Source organism: Bacillus sp. FSL K6-1012, from assembly GCF_037964915.1.
GTDB classification, from domain to species: domain Bacteria; phylum Bacillota; class Bacilli; order Bacillales; family Bacillaceae; genus Bacillus; species Bacillus halotolerans.
Genome location: NZ_CP150175.1, coordinates 2,006,436 through 2,021,812, shown reverse-complemented (window position 1 = coordinate 2,021,812; position 15,377 = coordinate 2,006,436). Strand labels below are relative to the sequence as shown.

At 34.2% G+C, this 15,377-nt stretch carries 16 protein-coding genes and 8 pseudogenes; 9 read left to right on the top strand and 15 right to left on the bottom strand.

From position 1 onward, the window contains the following. Positions 1 to 169: 169 nt before the first annotated feature. Positions 170 to 418, bottom strand: a complete 249-nt coding sequence (locus NSS75_RS10310) for a DUF2651 family protein (RefSeq protein ID WP_024121527.1) — start codon at positions 416 to 418, stop codon at positions 170 to 172. Between the two features lie 19 nt (positions 419 to 437). Then, the gene (locus tag NSS75_RS10305) at positions 438 to 1,568 is read right to left on the bottom strand and encodes a hypothetical protein (protein ID WP_024121526.1); all 1,131 of its coding nucleotides are present in this window, start codon (positions 1,566 to 1,568) and stop codon (positions 438 to 440) included. A 152-nt stretch (positions 1,569 to 1,720) separates the two neighbouring features. Here NSS75_RS10305 and NSS75_RS10300 point away from each other — a divergent pair. Continuing rightward, positions 1,721 to 1,974 (top strand): annotated as a pseudogene (locus tag NSS75_RS10300) (thermonuclease family protein); the annotation flags it as partial. Between the two features lie 448 nt (positions 1,975 to 2,422). On the opposite strand, the gene satA reads toward NSS75_RS10300, so the two are convergent. Both satA and NSS75_RS10290 read right to left on the bottom strand, forming a co-directional pair. After that, positions 2,423 to 2,944, bottom strand: coding sequence for a streptothricin N-acetyltransferase SatA (satA, locus tag NSS75_RS10295; RefSeq protein ID WP_198098482.1), 522 nt, complete (start codon positions 2,942 to 2,944; stop codon positions 2,423 to 2,425). 675 nt (positions 2,945 to 3,619) lie between these two features. Beyond that, positions 3,620 to 4,594, bottom strand: a complete 975-nt coding sequence (locus tag NSS75_RS10290; RefSeq protein WP_254518246.1) for an amidase domain-containing protein — start codon at positions 4,592 to 4,594, stop codon at positions 3,620 to 3,622. 327 nt (positions 4,595 to 4,921) lie between these two features. Here NSS75_RS10290 and NSS75_RS10285 point away from each other — a divergent pair, with 327 nt between their 5' ends. The 3 genes and pseudogenes from NSS75_RS10285 to NSS75_RS10275 all read left to right on the top strand — a co-directional run. Then, entirely contained in the window at positions 4,922 to 5,182 is a 261-nt protein-coding gene (locus NSS75_RS10285; protein ID WP_232351020.1) for a hypothetical protein, read from the top strand. A gap of 78 nt (positions 5,183 to 5,260) precedes the next feature. Continuing rightward, positions 5,261 to 5,602, top strand: a complete 342-nt coding sequence (locus NSS75_RS10280; protein WP_339237615.1) for an RNase A-like domain-containing protein — start codon at positions 5,261 to 5,263, stop codon at positions 5,600 to 5,602. Positions 5,603 to 5,618: 16 nt separating this feature from the next. Further along, a pseudogene (locus NSS75_RS10275) lies at positions 5,619 to 5,864 on the top strand (contact-dependent growth inhibition system immunity protein); the annotation flags it as partial. On the opposite strand, the gene NSS75_RS10270 reads toward NSS75_RS10275, so the two are convergent. Together NSS75_RS10270 and NSS75_RS10265 are read right to left on the bottom strand one after the other, a co-directional pair. Next, the gene (locus NSS75_RS10270) at positions 5,853 to 6,068 is read right to left on the bottom strand and encodes a hypothetical protein (RefSeq protein WP_339237726.1); all 216 of its coding nucleotides are present in this window, start codon (positions 6,066 to 6,068) and stop codon (positions 5,853 to 5,855) included. The pseudogene NSS75_RS10275 and the gene NSS75_RS10270 sit on opposite strands and share 12 nt — an antisense overlap. Positions 6,069 to 6,555: 487 nt before the next feature. Beyond that, positions 6,556 to 6,951: a hypothetical protein gene (locus tag NSS75_RS10265; protein WP_232350974.1), complete on the bottom strand. Its 396-nt coding sequence runs from the start codon at positions 6,949 to 6,951 to the stop codon at positions 6,556 to 6,558. Positions 6,952 to 7,072: 121 nt separating this feature from the next. On the opposite strand from NSS75_RS10265, the gene NSS75_RS10260 reads away from it, so the two are divergent. Continuing rightward, positions 7,073 to 7,333, top strand: coding sequence for a hypothetical protein (locus tag NSS75_RS10260; protein ID WP_024121520.1), 261 nt, complete (start codon positions 7,073 to 7,075; stop codon positions 7,331 to 7,333). Between the two features lie 39 nt (positions 7,334 to 7,372). Here NSS75_RS10260 and NSS75_RS10255 read toward each other — a convergent pair whose 3' ends face one another. Continuing rightward, positions 7,373 to 7,594 (bottom strand): hypothetical protein, encoded by a 222-nt coding sequence (locus NSS75_RS10255; RefSeq protein WP_081638308.1) that lies wholly within the window; start codon positions 7,592 to 7,594, stop codon positions 7,373 to 7,375. Between the two features lie 198 nt (positions 7,595 to 7,792). Between NSS75_RS10255 and NSS75_RS10250 the strand changes: the two genes are divergently transcribed. Further along, positions 7,793 to 8,074, top strand: a complete 282-nt coding sequence (locus tag NSS75_RS10250; protein WP_024121518.1) for an LCI fold-containing protein — start codon at positions 7,793 to 7,795, stop codon at positions 8,072 to 8,074. 344 nt (positions 8,075 to 8,418) lie between these two features. Here NSS75_RS10250 and NSS75_RS10245 read toward each other — a convergent pair. Then, a pseudogene (locus tag NSS75_RS10245) lies at positions 8,419 to 8,753 on the bottom strand (SLOG family protein); the annotation flags it as partial. A 208-nt stretch (positions 8,754 to 8,961) separates the two neighbouring features. Next, on the bottom strand, positions 8,962 to 9,834 hold the full coding sequence (locus tag NSS75_RS10240) for a LysR family transcriptional regulator (protein WP_101861263.1): 873 nt from the start codon (positions 9,832 to 9,834) through the stop codon (positions 8,962 to 8,964). Positions 9,835 to 9,935: 101 nt separating this feature from the next. Here NSS75_RS10240 and NSS75_RS10235 point away from each other — a divergent pair, with 101 nt between their 5' ends. Both NSS75_RS10235 and NSS75_RS10230 read left to right on the top strand, forming a co-directional pair. Further along, complete coding sequence (locus NSS75_RS10235; RefSeq protein WP_024121515.1) at positions 9,936 to 10,814, top strand: DMT family transporter; 879 nt, start codon at positions 9,936 to 9,938, stop codon at positions 10,812 to 10,814. A gap of 331 nt (positions 10,815 to 11,145) precedes the next feature. Continuing rightward, a pseudogene (locus NSS75_RS10230) lies at positions 11,146 to 11,375 on the top strand (hypothetical protein). Here the strand turns inward: NSS75_RS10230 and NSS75_RS10225 are convergent. The 4 genes and pseudogenes from NSS75_RS10225 to NSS75_RS10210 form a co-directional block, all read right to left on the bottom strand. Beyond that, positions 11,328 to 11,509, bottom strand: a pseudogene (locus NSS75_RS10225) (hypothetical protein). The pseudogenes NSS75_RS10230 and NSS75_RS10225 sit on opposite strands and share 48 nt — an antisense overlap. Before the next feature lie 52 nt (positions 11,510 to 11,561). Then, positions 11,562 to 12,014 carry a hypothetical protein gene (locus tag NSS75_RS10220; RefSeq protein ID WP_024121513.1) on the bottom strand — a complete coding sequence of 151 codons (453 nt, stop codon included), beginning with the start codon at positions 12,012 to 12,014 and terminating at the stop codon, positions 11,562 to 11,564. A gap of 63 nt (positions 12,015 to 12,077) precedes the next feature. Next, positions 12,078 to 12,392 (bottom strand): annotated as a pseudogene (locus tag NSS75_RS10215) (UV damage repair protein UvrX); the annotation flags it as partial. A gap of 147 nt (positions 12,393 to 12,539) precedes the next feature. Further along, positions 12,540 to 12,626: pseudogene (locus NSS75_RS10210) on the bottom strand (hypothetical protein); the annotation flags it as partial. Between the two features lie 144 nt (positions 12,627 to 12,770). Between NSS75_RS10210 and NSS75_RS10205 the strand changes: the two are divergent. Next, positions 12,771 to 13,010: pseudogene (locus NSS75_RS10205) on the top strand (tyrosine-type recombinase/integrase); the annotation flags it as partial. Between the two features lie 921 nt (positions 13,011 to 13,931). Here NSS75_RS10205 and NSS75_RS10200 read toward each other — a convergent pair. Further along, positions 13,932 to 14,084: a PhrK family phosphatase-inhibitory pheromone gene (locus NSS75_RS10200; protein WP_167552222.1), complete on the bottom strand. Its 153-nt coding sequence runs from the start codon at positions 14,082 to 14,084 to the stop codon at positions 13,932 to 13,934. Further along, a complete protein-coding gene (locus tag NSS75_RS10195; protein WP_106020817.1) occupies positions 14,081 to 15,196 on the bottom strand; it encodes a Rap family tetratricopeptide repeat protein in 1,116 nt (371 codons plus the stop codon). The genes NSS75_RS10200 and NSS75_RS10195 overlap by 4 nt, the downstream gene beginning before the upstream one ends. Positions 15,197 to 15,377: the final 181 nt, after the last annotated feature.

Here is a 15,377-nt window from a genome sequence, read left to right as displayed (position 1 = left end):
TCAATATAACGAGAACAAAAGTTCGATGTAAATGTTGGTAATAAATAAAACCCCCTTATATAAGGAGGTTAATTAGGAGCAAATCAAGTTCCCATATTACTTAGGGTTTTATTGAAAGAAATGTACGAAAAAATGCTGTCAAAGTTATCGCAACGCTTCGCTTCTACTATTATCCTCTAATCAAAGTTGCAATGGATTTAGTTAGAATTCCAGATATAAAACATACAACTGTCATGATAGACACCCAGATTAAAAAAGTTGGCTCTAATCCTATTTCAATTAGCATAAAAACTAAAGAGAGTACGAATATAATCAAGGTTGTTACCCATACTCTTTTGAAAATAAAGTATCCAATTATCCCTAAGATAAATGATACAGCCGGCAGTACAAGTAGTATTAAAAATGCAGGACCACCCAAATGAGATATCCTCCTAATCTTATTCATTATGCAATAATTCAAAACGTGCAATTTCCCATTCTTTTTTCGCTTTTAATGGTGTTGTGTTAACCTTTTTCCCTGATTTTAAGTCATAGGAGGTTATTTCCCCTAAGATATTTTCTTTTTGCATGTCAAACCCTTTGATAAGGACGTACATGTTACTATCATCAAATTTAATATCATTTAATAACATTTCACTATTGCCTGCATAGTATTTGAAAGATTTTTTCTTATTTAGATTTTCATCAAAAAAGCTAACTTTTCCATTGTATGAGACAGCAACGATCTCATCATTTATTCTCTTTAATTTTGTTGGGATGAATCCATTCTCCATTACAACTTCTTTTTTTGTTTTTAATGTCTCCTTATCAATCAATAGTATTTTTGAAGCTTCTTTTTCATTTACATTATCATTAATAGCTAACATAAATGTTCTTTCATCAAAAGTTTGGAATGCATCTTTATCATCTGTGAAATAAACAGTTTTATTTGGAATGGAGGCCTTCTTTTCCTGCTTGTTCGTTTTTGGATTAATTGAGATGACGGACATATTCTCTTCATCACTCGTAATAGCGTAAATTTTATTATCTAGGACTTGTGCTGAAACAATCTCTCCATCAAGTTTAATTTGGTTTTTCTTTTGTTTGTCATCTTTCCAATAAACCAATTCACCTTGTAATCCTGAGTCAGTGTACCCAACGTTTATATCATGTAACACATAATTCTCTGAAGTGTTAATGAAAAAAGCTCCTTCATCTTCGGTTGCTTTAGATAAGCTTTTATCATTAAATTTCTTAATACGTCCAGTTTTGTTATTGATCATAAAATGGTTATTGCTTCTGTTTGAAGAAAAAAACGTATCATCTTTATTGTATGATGATGTGCTAAGATTAATTCCGTCCTTTATCATGATACTATCCTCTACTGATCCATCATCTTTATATATTGCTAACTCAGAACCTCTGTCTAATGTGTGTGAAAATCCAACAATAAAATCTGCTTTACTTATATTTTTTAATCCAGTTTTATTGTTGTTCCTTTCTGTCTTATTCCCTGTCGGTTGTAAATCACAAGAGCATGTGACTATAAGAATACTCATCAGAATAAAAAGGGCCTTTAGTCTTTTCATTTTTTCCTCCTTATGAAGCAACAAAACAATCGGTTTTAATCCGATTGTTTTGGCTTTTTCTGATTTGTTTAAATCATCATTTTCTGTGGTGGAATATTACCGTAGAAGAAAAGGAATCTACTAAAGAAAAAACTGCGGACAAATCTAAGGTAAAAGACGATAAGGAATTGGTCGATGTTACTTTAGATAGAGCTATTGATGGATACACAATTAAAGTTAAATACAACGGTAGACTCAGTTCGCTACTTACTAGTTGACACTCCTGAGACTAAAAAGGCAGATTCTTGTGTTCAACCGTATGGGGAAGATGCATCTAAGAGATCCAAGGAATTGGTCAACAGTGGTAAGCTACAACTAGAATTTGATAAAGGTGATCGAAGAGATAAATAGAAGACTGTTAGCATATGCTCTCCTGAACTTTATTTTAATTTTTTCTAATTCTGGTGACATAATTATTGCAATTCTCAATAACAGTTGCCATATCACGAGGAAGTATTGACATCAATGTTCCTCTTATACTTTTTTGTTTATTTTCAACTTCTGTTTTAGAATCATTTTTCGATCGCCCATACTCCCCCTATAAACAATAATGTAAGGTTCAGAATCGCTGATTTCATATAGATCGTACCTTTCTTTACCACCCTATTTAGGAGTCGATATAATCCAGTCCAGGGAGGCGTTTGGCAATGTGGACTATATTTATGAATAGTATGCTTATTTTAGCGCGCAAAAATTAAATACAACCACAGTGGAATTCTTGAAGGGAATATAAAAAGACCGCCGTTTGATGGTCCATCATTTCAACAAGGCGATACATCAAATTCTCTCAAATAATTGAAATGCATCTATTAAAACTAAAATTTATAGTACCAAAAAATCGCATTTTCATTTGCTGATGGAAAGTTTGAATAAAGCATAGTATCGACTGCACCTATTACAAAGTTATTTTTGGCATAAAAATGACAAGCTGAAACATTAATATCTTGTGTTTCAAGCATAAGACCACTAAAGTTATTCTCCTTTGCCCACTCAATAGCTTTATTTAATAATGCTGTCCCAACACCATTTTTTCTATAATCTTTTGCAACAGCAATGTCTTCAATTAGTGCATATCCATTCCAATTAGAACGAAGCTTAATCCGACCAACGCAGTTGTTTTCAACGTAATAAAAAAATACAGCTTTCTCCTCTTCTTGAATATAACTGATATCAATTTCATCATCTTCATATTTCTTGAAATAAGGTTCAGAAAATATCTCTTCTGTATATTTCCAAACATTGTTTTTAAATGTTGGGATAATTCTACCTGATACAATGAAACTTTCGTTTGGTTTATTAAAATCCTTCATATTAAATTGAGTCATTTTAATTATCACATCAATCTGCCTCCAATCGAAATTGATTTGTAGTACAACTTGTATTATATCGTTATTTTCACTTCGACTTTTTTCATTTATTCTGCCTCTTTTGCTCAAGAACACCTAGATTCTATTATATGTCATTTATAGGATGAATCAATAACCCCTTGCGAAAACAGTTTTTATAAAAGAAGCCAGAGAGTATGTGAGAGAACTCTCAGACCTATAGTGGCTGATATATCACAGACGAGATCATTATTTGTACTGCATCTTCTGAAAAGCTTTACTTGAAACAGGGATGCATAAGGGAGAAGAAATATTCGTGGAAACAAAAACATAAGAATTTAATTCAGCAGCTCATTAGCAAAAGAATTAACAACATACATGTACTATATAATTTCTTTCAATTAGGCAGAAAGTCCTTAAAAGCGGTTTATTTTACCTGTGATAATTATACCAAACACTTGTTAAAAAGAGCTTGGACATGGAAGGTAAATGGTGGCTTTTTCTTTATGAAAAATATGCATTTTCTCGAGCTTCCCCTTTTCCATTTTTATAATTGATTATTTTTGATATTTTGATATATCACGCAGCCACTAAACAAAAAAAGTGGTGGCGATTTTGGAAATGAAAAGTCCAACAGCGCCACCACGTCCTAAAATTATATAATTTTCATCAAATCAAAAATCTTAATTACATACGGATGCTACTTGCGTAACGTTTTCCACCCTCTTTGGAAGTGTAATACTCTCTAGGGACATTGTGTCTATTGGTAGTATGGTAACTCACAAGAATCTTATTATTAGCTCGGCTAGTAACAATAGCAGTGTGCTCCATCCAACCATCAGAACGAGGAAGACCTATTTTATTCCTAGTATCATAATGATATACATCACCAAGCGCAACATTCGTATAAACGTCTTTTACAGTTTTCATTTTTATGCCGCCAGGTTCTAAAATATAGTTTCTAAAAGAACCTGCATTAATCCATGCATTTGTATAAGGCTTCCACTCTTTGAAATAAGGCATTGAACCCGCTCTTAAAGCCTGAGATACAAAGTTAGTACAGTCTCCATTTTTATAATATTTATAATTTTCATTTGGAGAAAAAGCATATTTGTCAGCGTATTCCATGGCTTTCCAACGATTATATCCTTTTACAGCAGATGCAGAGACTTCCGCCCCGTTGATCTTTTTTTCAGATTTTTGTTGCGTTGACAGTTCCTTATTTTCTTCAACTTCTTGATTGTAATTCTTTAAAAACTCATCCAATTTTATATTTGACGAATCGTCACCTTCATTCTCATAATGAAGCGTAGAAGATTTTTTTGTCTTAGGTGCCACTTTGCTTTCTGATGAAAGACTTTGTTTCTTAGAAACATTATTATTAGAAATCTCTAATTTAATATTGTCTCCTAACCCTGTATCTACTTTTTCTTCACCAAAAACAAAGTTTCTAACAATATAGGCCTCTACAAATGTTTTATTGTTTTCTTCATAAGTAGTGACATCACTAATTTTATATGTAAATTTATGCAGCTTTTGTTTGTCAACTGTGGTGAAAGCATAATACAACAAAATACCTTCATCAGAATCAGTTAATTTTGAAACATCTTTATGAGCAAAAGGCTCACTGTTCTCAAAATCTCTTTTTTGTTGTTCTAACATTGTATTAAGCTCTTTCATACCAATGTCATTTGATACATACGTTCTATCTTTTTCTTCATTTTCAGAAGACGCGGCAAATACATGATTCGACAAAAACAGTAAAGGCAACAGGCAACAAAATAAAGAAGTCAACAGAACTTTTTTCTTAACACCATCCATGTTTTCAGAATATAGGAAACTTTTACATTTACACCAACGGAAATATGGCATAAAATACATGAATAATAAAACGTAAAATCAAATACAAAAAAGGATAGTAGAAAAAAATGAAAAAGGACCAAAATATTGCTATCTATTTTAGCAACAGTATTAATCATATTAATTTTAATGCCTCCCCTTTCACCAGTTTTTTTCAATACTTCTTCAGAAAAAGGAGCCATAAGACATGAAATCTATAAAATGGGATACCCATACCAAAGCTATTTCACAATCCTTCAAAAAAGGGAAAGTGACAAATCATCAGGGAGTCTTTATTCTTTGATGTTATTTAATGCTTGGAAAAGTGAAACTGGTCAAACTCCTTATCTCTGTTATTCAAAGAAAGTAACAGAGGACGAATACAAAGTTGATTGCGGAACAGCACCTTAATTAGTTAAAAGACCCTCTCTATGAGAGGGTCTTTTGCCACTTCAATAATGATTCAAGTTTTGCTTTTTCTTTTATTTTATTGAAAGACACGTTGGAAGGACCGACGAAGAATTAATAGAAAGACTGAGAACTGATCCTAACCCACATATTACAGCTTCATCTACTTTCAAAGACAGGGCTACCGCTGAGAGAATTGCTAATTCAGTTTTAAACGATCCAAAAAATATAAAGAAAATCGAAAATTGGATTGATGATCCTAAAAAACCTAAATTAATGTTAAGATACAAGGGCGATGGAGAAATAATCGGTAGAAGTGTATCAAAAAATTCAGAACTAGTAGAAAACGTTACAAACGCAAAAATTATACTCAAAAAAGATAACAACGGTAACTTTATTCTTACAGGATATCCAACCAAATAGAAAGAGAGGAAGTATCATGGATGAAAGTTATGATTTCTTAGACGAATTAGAAAATTTTTTAGGTGCAATATTTCATCAAGATATCCGATCCCCTGAACACGCATTAGACGAATTTATTGAGGAAATTAGTAAAGAAGGTTTGCTATTTACAGTAAAGTATTGCGAAGAGTTTCTAAATAGCGATCAAACTAAAGAAGAAAAGGAAGACATTATAAAGTGTAATGCAGAAATATATTTCCCGACAATTGGATTACCACCTATTCCTAGCCGTTTCAGAAAGCCCGTGCTTTTTTTCTACTTTGAAAATATCTCCGTTATCATACGGTTCCTCGTCTTGAACATCAGCGTCTACGATAATTACCTTCTCACCAATTTTTGCCTTTCTTTTGACCTCTACATATTCGCGCTTGATGCCGCCAAGTGTTTCGTCAGCCAGTACGTGAACATTTTGATTGCTTTTCGTCATTTAAATTTCCCCCTTTTTTTAATTTCCCATTTAAATTTTCACCTTAATTTCCAATAGGTTAATTGTAAATACCTTTGTTGCTTACTAAGTTGAATGTCAAATTTATTTTAATTAATGGAGGAGATAGTTATGAATTATTTACTTGATTTATTCTTTAATTGGTTGTTTGAAAAGAGCTTGGATAGTTTTATTGCTGTTGTAATTTTTCTTGCATTTAATCCAAAAAAGAAGTAACCCGATCACTTTCAAGATAAACGGCGTTTCAGGCTATAAAGACGCTACCTGTAATTTACTCGCTACCTGTAAAATCTAAATCTTTTGCGGGTAGCGTACCCTTGAGTTATCTGGTTAAAAACTATCTTTTATTTAGATATCGTTATTGAACTCCAATCAAACGTTTCGAGAATTTTAAGCAACCTTTCAACTTTTGGCGCTCTCCAAGATGTCATCGCGTACGTATGAGCTTCTGAAGTATAATGATGCTTATTCAATTTGAGTGGCTCTTTGCTTCTGCTTTTGTCAAAAACATTGTATCTGGTTGTATAATGTGAACCTTTCTTTCTGGAATTAGTTCTGCTCCTTCATCAATGTATTTTTGAATCCACTCAATGACATCGTCATAGTCATCCTCAATTTCTTGCAACTCTATAAGGGCTTCCTTAGACAGCTCACTATCATCTTTTATTTCTTCTAGATAATCATCTAAAACATATGATTCTGCAATATATGGCAGGTATACAGAATAGCGTTCTGCGTTTTCCTCCCGAGCTTCAGCCCATTCATAATCACCGACTGTCCAATACCGCGGTGAAGCTTGACAATCGTTGTCTTGTGTTTTCAACTCATTTTGAAGCTCTTTTAAAAACTGAATATCTTGATTCATTCGTTTCCCCCTAATCTAATTAAAATCACGATTTTAACTATTTATGATCCATTATTCACTTCCGAAGCAACTTCCATTTACCTCATAATTAATGTATAAAATGTTAATGGAGTTGATATAATTGAACCCTCGAAAAATTTTATTGAGTTCTGCTTTAACATTCGGCATGCTAATATCCGCTGTTCCTGCCTTGGCAACAAGTTCTTCGTCTGAATTGGTAGTAAAAAGTGATGAATATGATTATGACACCATATATCAGCTTAGCCCAATACCAAACTTCAAGCCTTCTATTGAATACAACGGATATACTTATACTCTTACAAGATATTATTTCGATTACTCAATTCAGTTTTATACGGCTATTTATACAAAAGTTGTTTAAACTTAAAGGTAGGGGCTTTTTAGCTCCTTTTGTCTTGTTTTAAGAAAGGCATTTCTTTTTATGCTGTCTTCTATGTACAAAATCAAATGCAATATCTACTTTTTCTTGTTTCTGTTCTTTAGCTGCTCGCTGCGTAACAACAATTAGTTGACCATTTTCTTGGCGATCAATACTCTGAACTGAATGTCCTTTAGCAGCGTAATATTCTCCGATAATCTCATCAACGTGGTTTCTAAGAAGATTCCTCTTTATCACTAATATAACCTCCACTTATTTTATTTTTATTCTATATTTTTTATGATTCCATCCTATAATCCATCTCTCCATTTGCCTTCTCATCTATCACGACATTAACCGACACACAATTTCCATATATATGGGAGTAATTTCGCTATTCCCCTATCATCCAAAACCATATAATGTAATTGAAAGAAAAAATTATAAGAATGGGGGATTTACATGAGTTACAAAAAAGCATTAACAGGTATTGCATTATCTGTAGGTTTACTTGTTTCAGCATCTCCAGCATTCGCTGCAAGTACAAGCCCAAGCCCGGATCAGGGAATAGCTAATGTTGCAAGTGATGATTTTAAAGCTCAAGCTATCACTTGGGATTTACCTAGCAGTACAGGTATTTTTGCCAACTCATTTGAAGACGGCGGATATCGCTGGTATTTAAAAGGTATTACGAAAGTTTCAGATGGATATTGGATTGGGCACTATGAAGGTGTACGAATATAAGATCGCAATTGGGGGCTTCTAGCTCCCTTTTTAAATTCAATGTTATTCAAATATGAACTTACGATAGAGTATTATTATTGATTATTTTGTCCAGTCCTCTCTAGATAAAATAATCCTTTTATTGTGATTCTGTGATCTTAATTAGAAATCTCATTCTTTCCTTCTTTGTTCTTGTTGAATAGTAGCTTTCTCTTAAAAAGTCCTGAAACCTGTGAAATGGGATAGGTACTAAACCAAGGTTTCTCACTTGATTACAATAACCCCCATAGTATTCTTGCTCATATCCTCTCTGTTCAGATCTGTAGTTAAAAGGATTCAATGCTTTATTACCTCCCGCTGGGTTATTAAGATGTATAAGATATATCCAATTCAAAGCTATAATCGGGATGAAGCCTCCATAGTTGATGCCCTAAATGAGCTCTTTGGGCATAATTTAAGCAGTCCTTGTGCCACTTTTAGTTCCATCATAAACAGCTACTATTGCTTCACTGTGATCAATCATGTATTCATTTCGTTTTTGCATCTTAGCTGGTGAAAACTCTCCTGGTTCATCTCCACTAACTTTATATTTATCTAATTCTTCAATATTAATAATCTCATCTGCTACATCAAGCATACGTTTATACCACATTTTTTGATCTGCAGACCATACTTTATCTTGTTCTTTGAAAATAATGTTTGGCATAGACTCATCCTTCTTATGTCAATTTTAAAGCTGGATTATAATTAACCCAGCTTAACAGCTTTTTGATTTTAAAAAAGGCTTTTCCAATCATAATCATATTTATCCACGGGCACAAAGTTTCAATAAGGTGATGGGAAAAGCAACGTTCGAATTGTTGCTTTTTTCTTATGATTGACCGCCTTATGTTTTTTTGTGTACGGATTTAAATCACATCTGCTTTCAACACCTTGATAAACTCTTGCACCGCCGGCGTTATTTCATCAAAAGAATGCGCGATAACGCCAATATCACGGGTGATCCGCGGAAAGATGTCTTTTTTGATCAATTGATGCGGGACAGATGACAGTGTAAAGTTTGAAATAATGCCTATGCCCAAGTTGTTTTTGACCATATTGATCAAGGTTTCGGCATTTTGCACAGTTAAGTTTTCCTTTAATTCAATGTGGTGCCGCTGAAACGTGTTTGACATCGCAATTTCATGACCGCCTTTGCAAAAAATAAGGTCATCTTGATATGTTTTGAGGTCAACATGCTTTTCCTGTTTTAATTCGTCATATTGCGGTGGGATGACAGCCACCATATAGTCTTTGCACAATAGTTGATGGTCAAACGGTTCAAATGGAGATGCTGCGACCCCAATATCAACCGTTCGATCCTCGACCCATCCTTTGATTTGATCAGAGGTCCCTTCGACCAATTCTATGCGGATCAGCGGGTAGTTTGATCTGAATGCCGCAATCGCCTGCGGCATGATATTTGTTGAAACAGCAGGAAATGAACCGATTTTCACCTTCCCGCTTAACAGCTTGTTTTCCCGGTTGGCTACTTGATATATTTTGCTTTCAATCCCCTTCATTTGCCTCGCCAGCAGCAAAATTTCCTTTCCGACATCAGTCAGCATTAAACCATGATGTTTATCTCTGATCAATAATTTCAGCTGCAGCGAGCTTTCCAGATTTTTAATCGCTTTGCTAACCGCTGGCTGAGAGATGAACAATTCTTTTGCCGCTTCGGTAATATTCAATTTCTCCCCGACTTTTACAAATATGTGAAGGTGGTTCATGTTCATAACCATTTGGTTATACCCCCAATAATAAAAATGTATTTCAGTTATATATAAATGTAACATATGATAGAAACCAGCACGAATATATAAACAAGAAAGGCGGCTTTATAATGGTAAAAGTCATGCTGGGAATCATATCTGTCACACTTATTTGGGGCTATACTTGGGTAGCGATGAAAGTTGGAATTCATGACCTCCCCCCGCTTTTGTTTTCGGCTTTGCGCCTGTTCATCGGGGCGGTTCCTTTATTTCTCATTCTCTTCATTCAAAGAAAGAAACTTTCAATAGGAAAAGCACATGTCAAAAGCTATATCATCATGAGCCTGCTAATGGGTCTGGGTTATATGGGGATCTTAACGTATGGAATGCAATTTGTTGATTCAGGAAAAACCTCTGTTTTGGTGTATACGATGCCTATATTTGTTACGGTGATCAGCCATTTTACATTAAACGAAAAAATGAATGTGTATAAAACGATCGGGCTGATAAGCGGCTTCTTCGGACTTTTATTTATATTTGGAAAAGAAATGCTGCATGTCAATCAAAGCGCTTTATTTGGAGAACTATGCGTCCTTGCGGCAGCGCTTAGCTGGGGAATCGCAAATGTGTTTAGCAAGCTTCAATTCAAGCATATCGATATCATTCATATGAATGCCTGGCATCTTCTGATGGGAGCCGTCATGTTATTGGTTTTCTCCTTTATATTGGAACCGGTGCATTCAGCCGAGTGGACATATCAGGCGATATGGTCATTGGTGTTTAATGGTTTGCTTTCCACCGGCTTTACATTTGTCGTATGGTTTTGGGTACTCAATCAAATCGAAGCGTCAAAAGCATCCATGGCACTAATGTTCGTTCCCGTATTGGCTCTATTCTTTGGATGGCTGCAATTGCACGAACAGATCACCATAAACATCATCATCGGCGCACTGCTGATATGCTGCGGCATCTTTATGAATACATTTAAATTTTCACGACAGAAAGTGTGAATGTATATACATTTCTCGGGAGTGGTATTTAGTAATAACAATTTCCAAAGCCTTTAGAGAAAATGAAAGATTTCTATACAGCGTTTTTTATAAAACCGAAAACGACAAATACATCAATCCAAAAAATAATTTGAAACTATTTCATACAGCTTCAATCAGGAACCCGGCTTGAGCAAATGAGACGGTCGGATCTGATGCGAGGAAATTGAAAAAAAGAGCATGTAATTTAATGCTCTTTTTGTTTTAAATTTGTTTAAAATACTTCTTTATCTTGATCCCTTTGCCTCTCCAATAATATATAACGTGTTAAGGTTTAATTAGGAGTGGTTCTTTGCTTAAAGCTTCAAAAATTTTTATTTCATGTGCAGCTTTGATACTATGTGTGTATTCTCTATATAGTCAAAGTGAATTCCTCTTGATTTCTCTCCAAGTATTAGTTGCACTTCTCTTTGTTTTAGTGGGAGTGGAATACTTTCAAATAAACAAACAAGGTCAGGGTATTTGTTGTTCGGATCAGCGGCCTTTATACTTGTTGTGAACGTTGTAAAATACGTGATTTAAGTTAAACAAAGGAATGTGGAGTCCCAGAACCAATACATTACCGCAGCGACAATGCTCATTATCGATTCTTCGCTTATTGGTTTTCCGACAGTTATTTTTGTATTCTCTTCAGGCAAAATAATCGATTTAATCATCCACTTCAACCCAATCCAAATTTATTTTCACTGTTGTGCCCTCAAATAACTTCTAATCACAAGATTGAATATTATTCGTTAATACACTTGGCCCCAACTGTTGAGTTCTAGAATTAGAAAGACGTACTTGAACTTTAACATTCTTCATTTCGGCTGTAATTAAGTCAAATCTTCCCGCCCAACTAGGGCTCTCTTCCTCAGGAGTAGGATAAAGTTTAAACCGCCAACTAATCTCACCAGGTTTAGTAGCAAATCCTTCGTAACTGTCGTAAGTTCCAAAAGAAGAAGGAGCAGGAAGATGGACAGCAAGAATGCTTATATTGGTTCTGGCAGCACTCGGTGGGTTCAATTGCACCTTATAGATTAATGCTACACCTTTAGCATTTTTAAAATTTTTATCTACCGGTTCCAGTATTACACTGCAAGGCATTGGACTGGCGTTTGTTTGAATGGGATAGGCAACAATAATACTCAATAAGGATAAAACTAAAATAAATCGTTTCATTGAATGTTCCTCACAATTTTTTAGTTAATTTTCCTTATTTCTGGATTGATTATTCATATGTATTTCACCAATTCCAACTGTACACATCAGGCCAAACTCTCTCCACATGCTACTTTGTATTGCTTTGGCCATTTCTTCAGGATCTTCTTTTCCTGCATCTAAAAAAGATTCATCAATTGAATACGTATGGACACATTTTTCAGGAACAAATCTGTAAAACAGCTTTGTAATCTCAGCCGAAACTCTGATGAAAAGCTTCATTTGTGGATTTACAATGTGTATTCTTGGATCCTCAGATATCTCAAAAAGTCTTGATCCTGTTTTGATTCCAAAATCTTTTTTAAGTGCAGGAGATGCAGCTAACACTACACTTCCCTGTCCATCTATGTCTCTACAAACTTTGATGCTAAGATTTGGTTTACCCTGAGCTTTAAAAACATCTATATACTTATTTTGCAGCTTTTCGGATACTACTTCCCCCAGGCTCTCCAGCTCAAATATCATTTATTTAAATTCTAGATTTATATCCTTTTCCATAATCTGTAAATAACCTTCATCGAGTGAACTTTGATTTTTCTGTTTCTTAAGTAACTGTCTTAAAACTTTCCACACAGTGTTGTCCTCCTTTGGCTCATGTTTCGCATCTCCTGCTGTTAGAACACAAGTTTCCCACAATAATAAAGATGGCTGCTGTTTACCTTCCTTTTTTATTGCGGAAGTATGAACGGCAGCCTTATTGATTTAGAATACCCAAAATTCAATGCACTCAATCGCATTCTGAAGAAAGCTGGATTAGAAAAAATGGCAATTTATGGTTTAAGACATACTCATTCTGTCCTTCTTCTAGAATCAGGTGCAAGTATGAAGTTTGTTCAAGAAAGACTCGGACATAAAAATATAACCATCACATCGGACGTATACTCTCATATATCTGAGAAGCTTGAAAATACATCAGTGGATGGTTATGAAGAATACATGAATTCACTTTTGTCCTAAATTTTTTTAATTTTTTTGGTGGTCAAAAAGTGGTCAAACTAGTTGTTTCTAGTTATCCCACTTAACTTGACCACCTAGTTATTAATCTAAAACCCTCTCAAATCAAGGTTTATCAGATTAATACTGAGACATATACTGTTCGCGCTCCCAAGGATGTACTTGCGTGCGGAACATAACTTTCAATTTAAATAAATAATATACAGCACTGAGAACCCTTGAAAACAAAGGATTTTTCAGTGCTTTATTATTTTTAATCTGAAATAGAATCTTTATAAATCTCAATATTTTTTGGTCAAATTTTGGTCATGATTTTGGTCAAAAACTTTCAAGCTGAAAAAAGCTCTGATGCATTTTATAGTAACTACTTAGAAAATGGAGATTGTATCCGATATGATTCTCGGCAAAGTAAGATCAGCACAAGTCGGCTAAAATTCAGAGGATGTTACTGCTACAAATCTTTTACGGAATCTATTTAAATTAAAAAAGGAGAATTGGGAAAGATGTAGTATTTGTCATTATTGAGAGGAGTGATCAAGATGAAAATTCAACGTGAGTTACCTGTAGGAACACATCATGACCCACCTGTAGGAATGGGATTAGGTCGTGAGATAAGAGTAGGTGGTTAAATAAAAAAGGCTCTCTCATATAAGAAGGGCCTTTTTATTATTGTTTTTAGTGCCTCATCAGCTCTTTTATTTTTATCTTTTTGCTCATCTTTTTCACCTCGCACTTAATAGCTCAAGTTCTTATCTAATACAAAAAAGCCCATTATTGGGCTGCACTTTAGAGATCTGCTATCTTACGCTGACGGAGTCTGATAATAAGATACAACTCCTATTATTGCTAACACGATGAATACGGCTAGGATGCTCCATAACGTTATTTTAACGCCTTTTGTCATCTTATGCCCCTCACTTTTTATTAAGTTCCAACTGGTCTTTCTGCAATTTGAATATCAGTTCCGACTGGCTTTTCACTAAATTGAATGTCTGACTTAGTAAACAAACTAGCGCCAGCAGCTAACCCACTTAAGATAATAGCTGTAACAGACACACGAAGTATTAATCTTTTCATCCTATTCCCTCCAACTGCCTCATTTTCTTTTCGGCTAAAATAGCTCGCTTAGAAAATTCAAGAGCATCCTTATAACATTCTTTCTCCTCGCAGTACTGTGAGATAATCAAGGAAAGATCAAGAACACTGTCTAAGTCATTCTTTTCTTGAAGGAAATGAATGTAACTCCAACATTGCTCAATGGTTTCGTATTGATTATCTTGAAGAAGTGCATAAATGATGTTTATTTTAGCCTCATACACTTTATTCTCTTTCTGGGTTAAATTTTCCTGTCCTTTTTTGTAATAATATACAGCTTTATCTTTTTGATCCATGAGGAATAACTCTTTGGTAGCCATGTAAAGAGAGTTAATGTAATAAACTGAATGTCTCCACTCTTTATTTCTTATGGCTTTTCTCAGTGCGTTGAGACAGTCTTGGGATCTGTTTGCTGCTGAGTATGTAATACTTAAATTGTGATGGATTTGCGCTTCGAAAAATTTATCATCAAGCTCTTTTGAAATTCTAATTGCTTGGAAATAAGCTTCTTCAGCTTTATCAAATTGGCCAAGATCTGTATAGTTAGTTCCTACAACCATAAGTGCAGTTGCATACTTCCTTTTGTAATTTTCATTCCCTTTATATATGTTGAGTGCGTTGTTTATATAATTTAATGAAACAATACTTTGACGTAGCATCATGTACATTGACGAAACTTTAGAATAAAATTCAGCGACTTCAATTTCATCGGGAATAATCGATAACTTTTTCTCTGCAATTTTAAATAAGCTAATGGCATTCTCAAAGTTTCGATTGTAGGATTCGTATAACGCTTCAAACAAAAAGAAGTAGTACTCAATCATGTTATCTGTTTTTTGAATTTCTCTTGCATGTCTTTTATTGAAGTATGAATGCTTTGGGAAATCTGTTCCTTTAACTTGATACATCATCATTTTATGTCTTTCTTCAAGTAGAGAGTAATACATTAATACTTCCTGATCTTCTTCCATGTCATCAAATAAAGATTTGACTTCTTTAAAATATTTTTCAGCAGCCTCAACATTCTGCTGTTTTATGGCCATATACCATTCATTTAAGAAATTAGCAACATATTCAGAAGCAAGTTTACTCATAATAAACCCCTCTTTCTGTCAAAATTCTAAATTATCAAACAAATGTTAACACAACTTTAACATTAAATGTAATATATAGAAAAAATTTTCGACATAGCGCAATTCTGCTTTCGTGATGACGCAATTAAACTCAAGGGATAATATACCTAAATTTTCAGGGTGCGAAAGAACAGATCGCCTA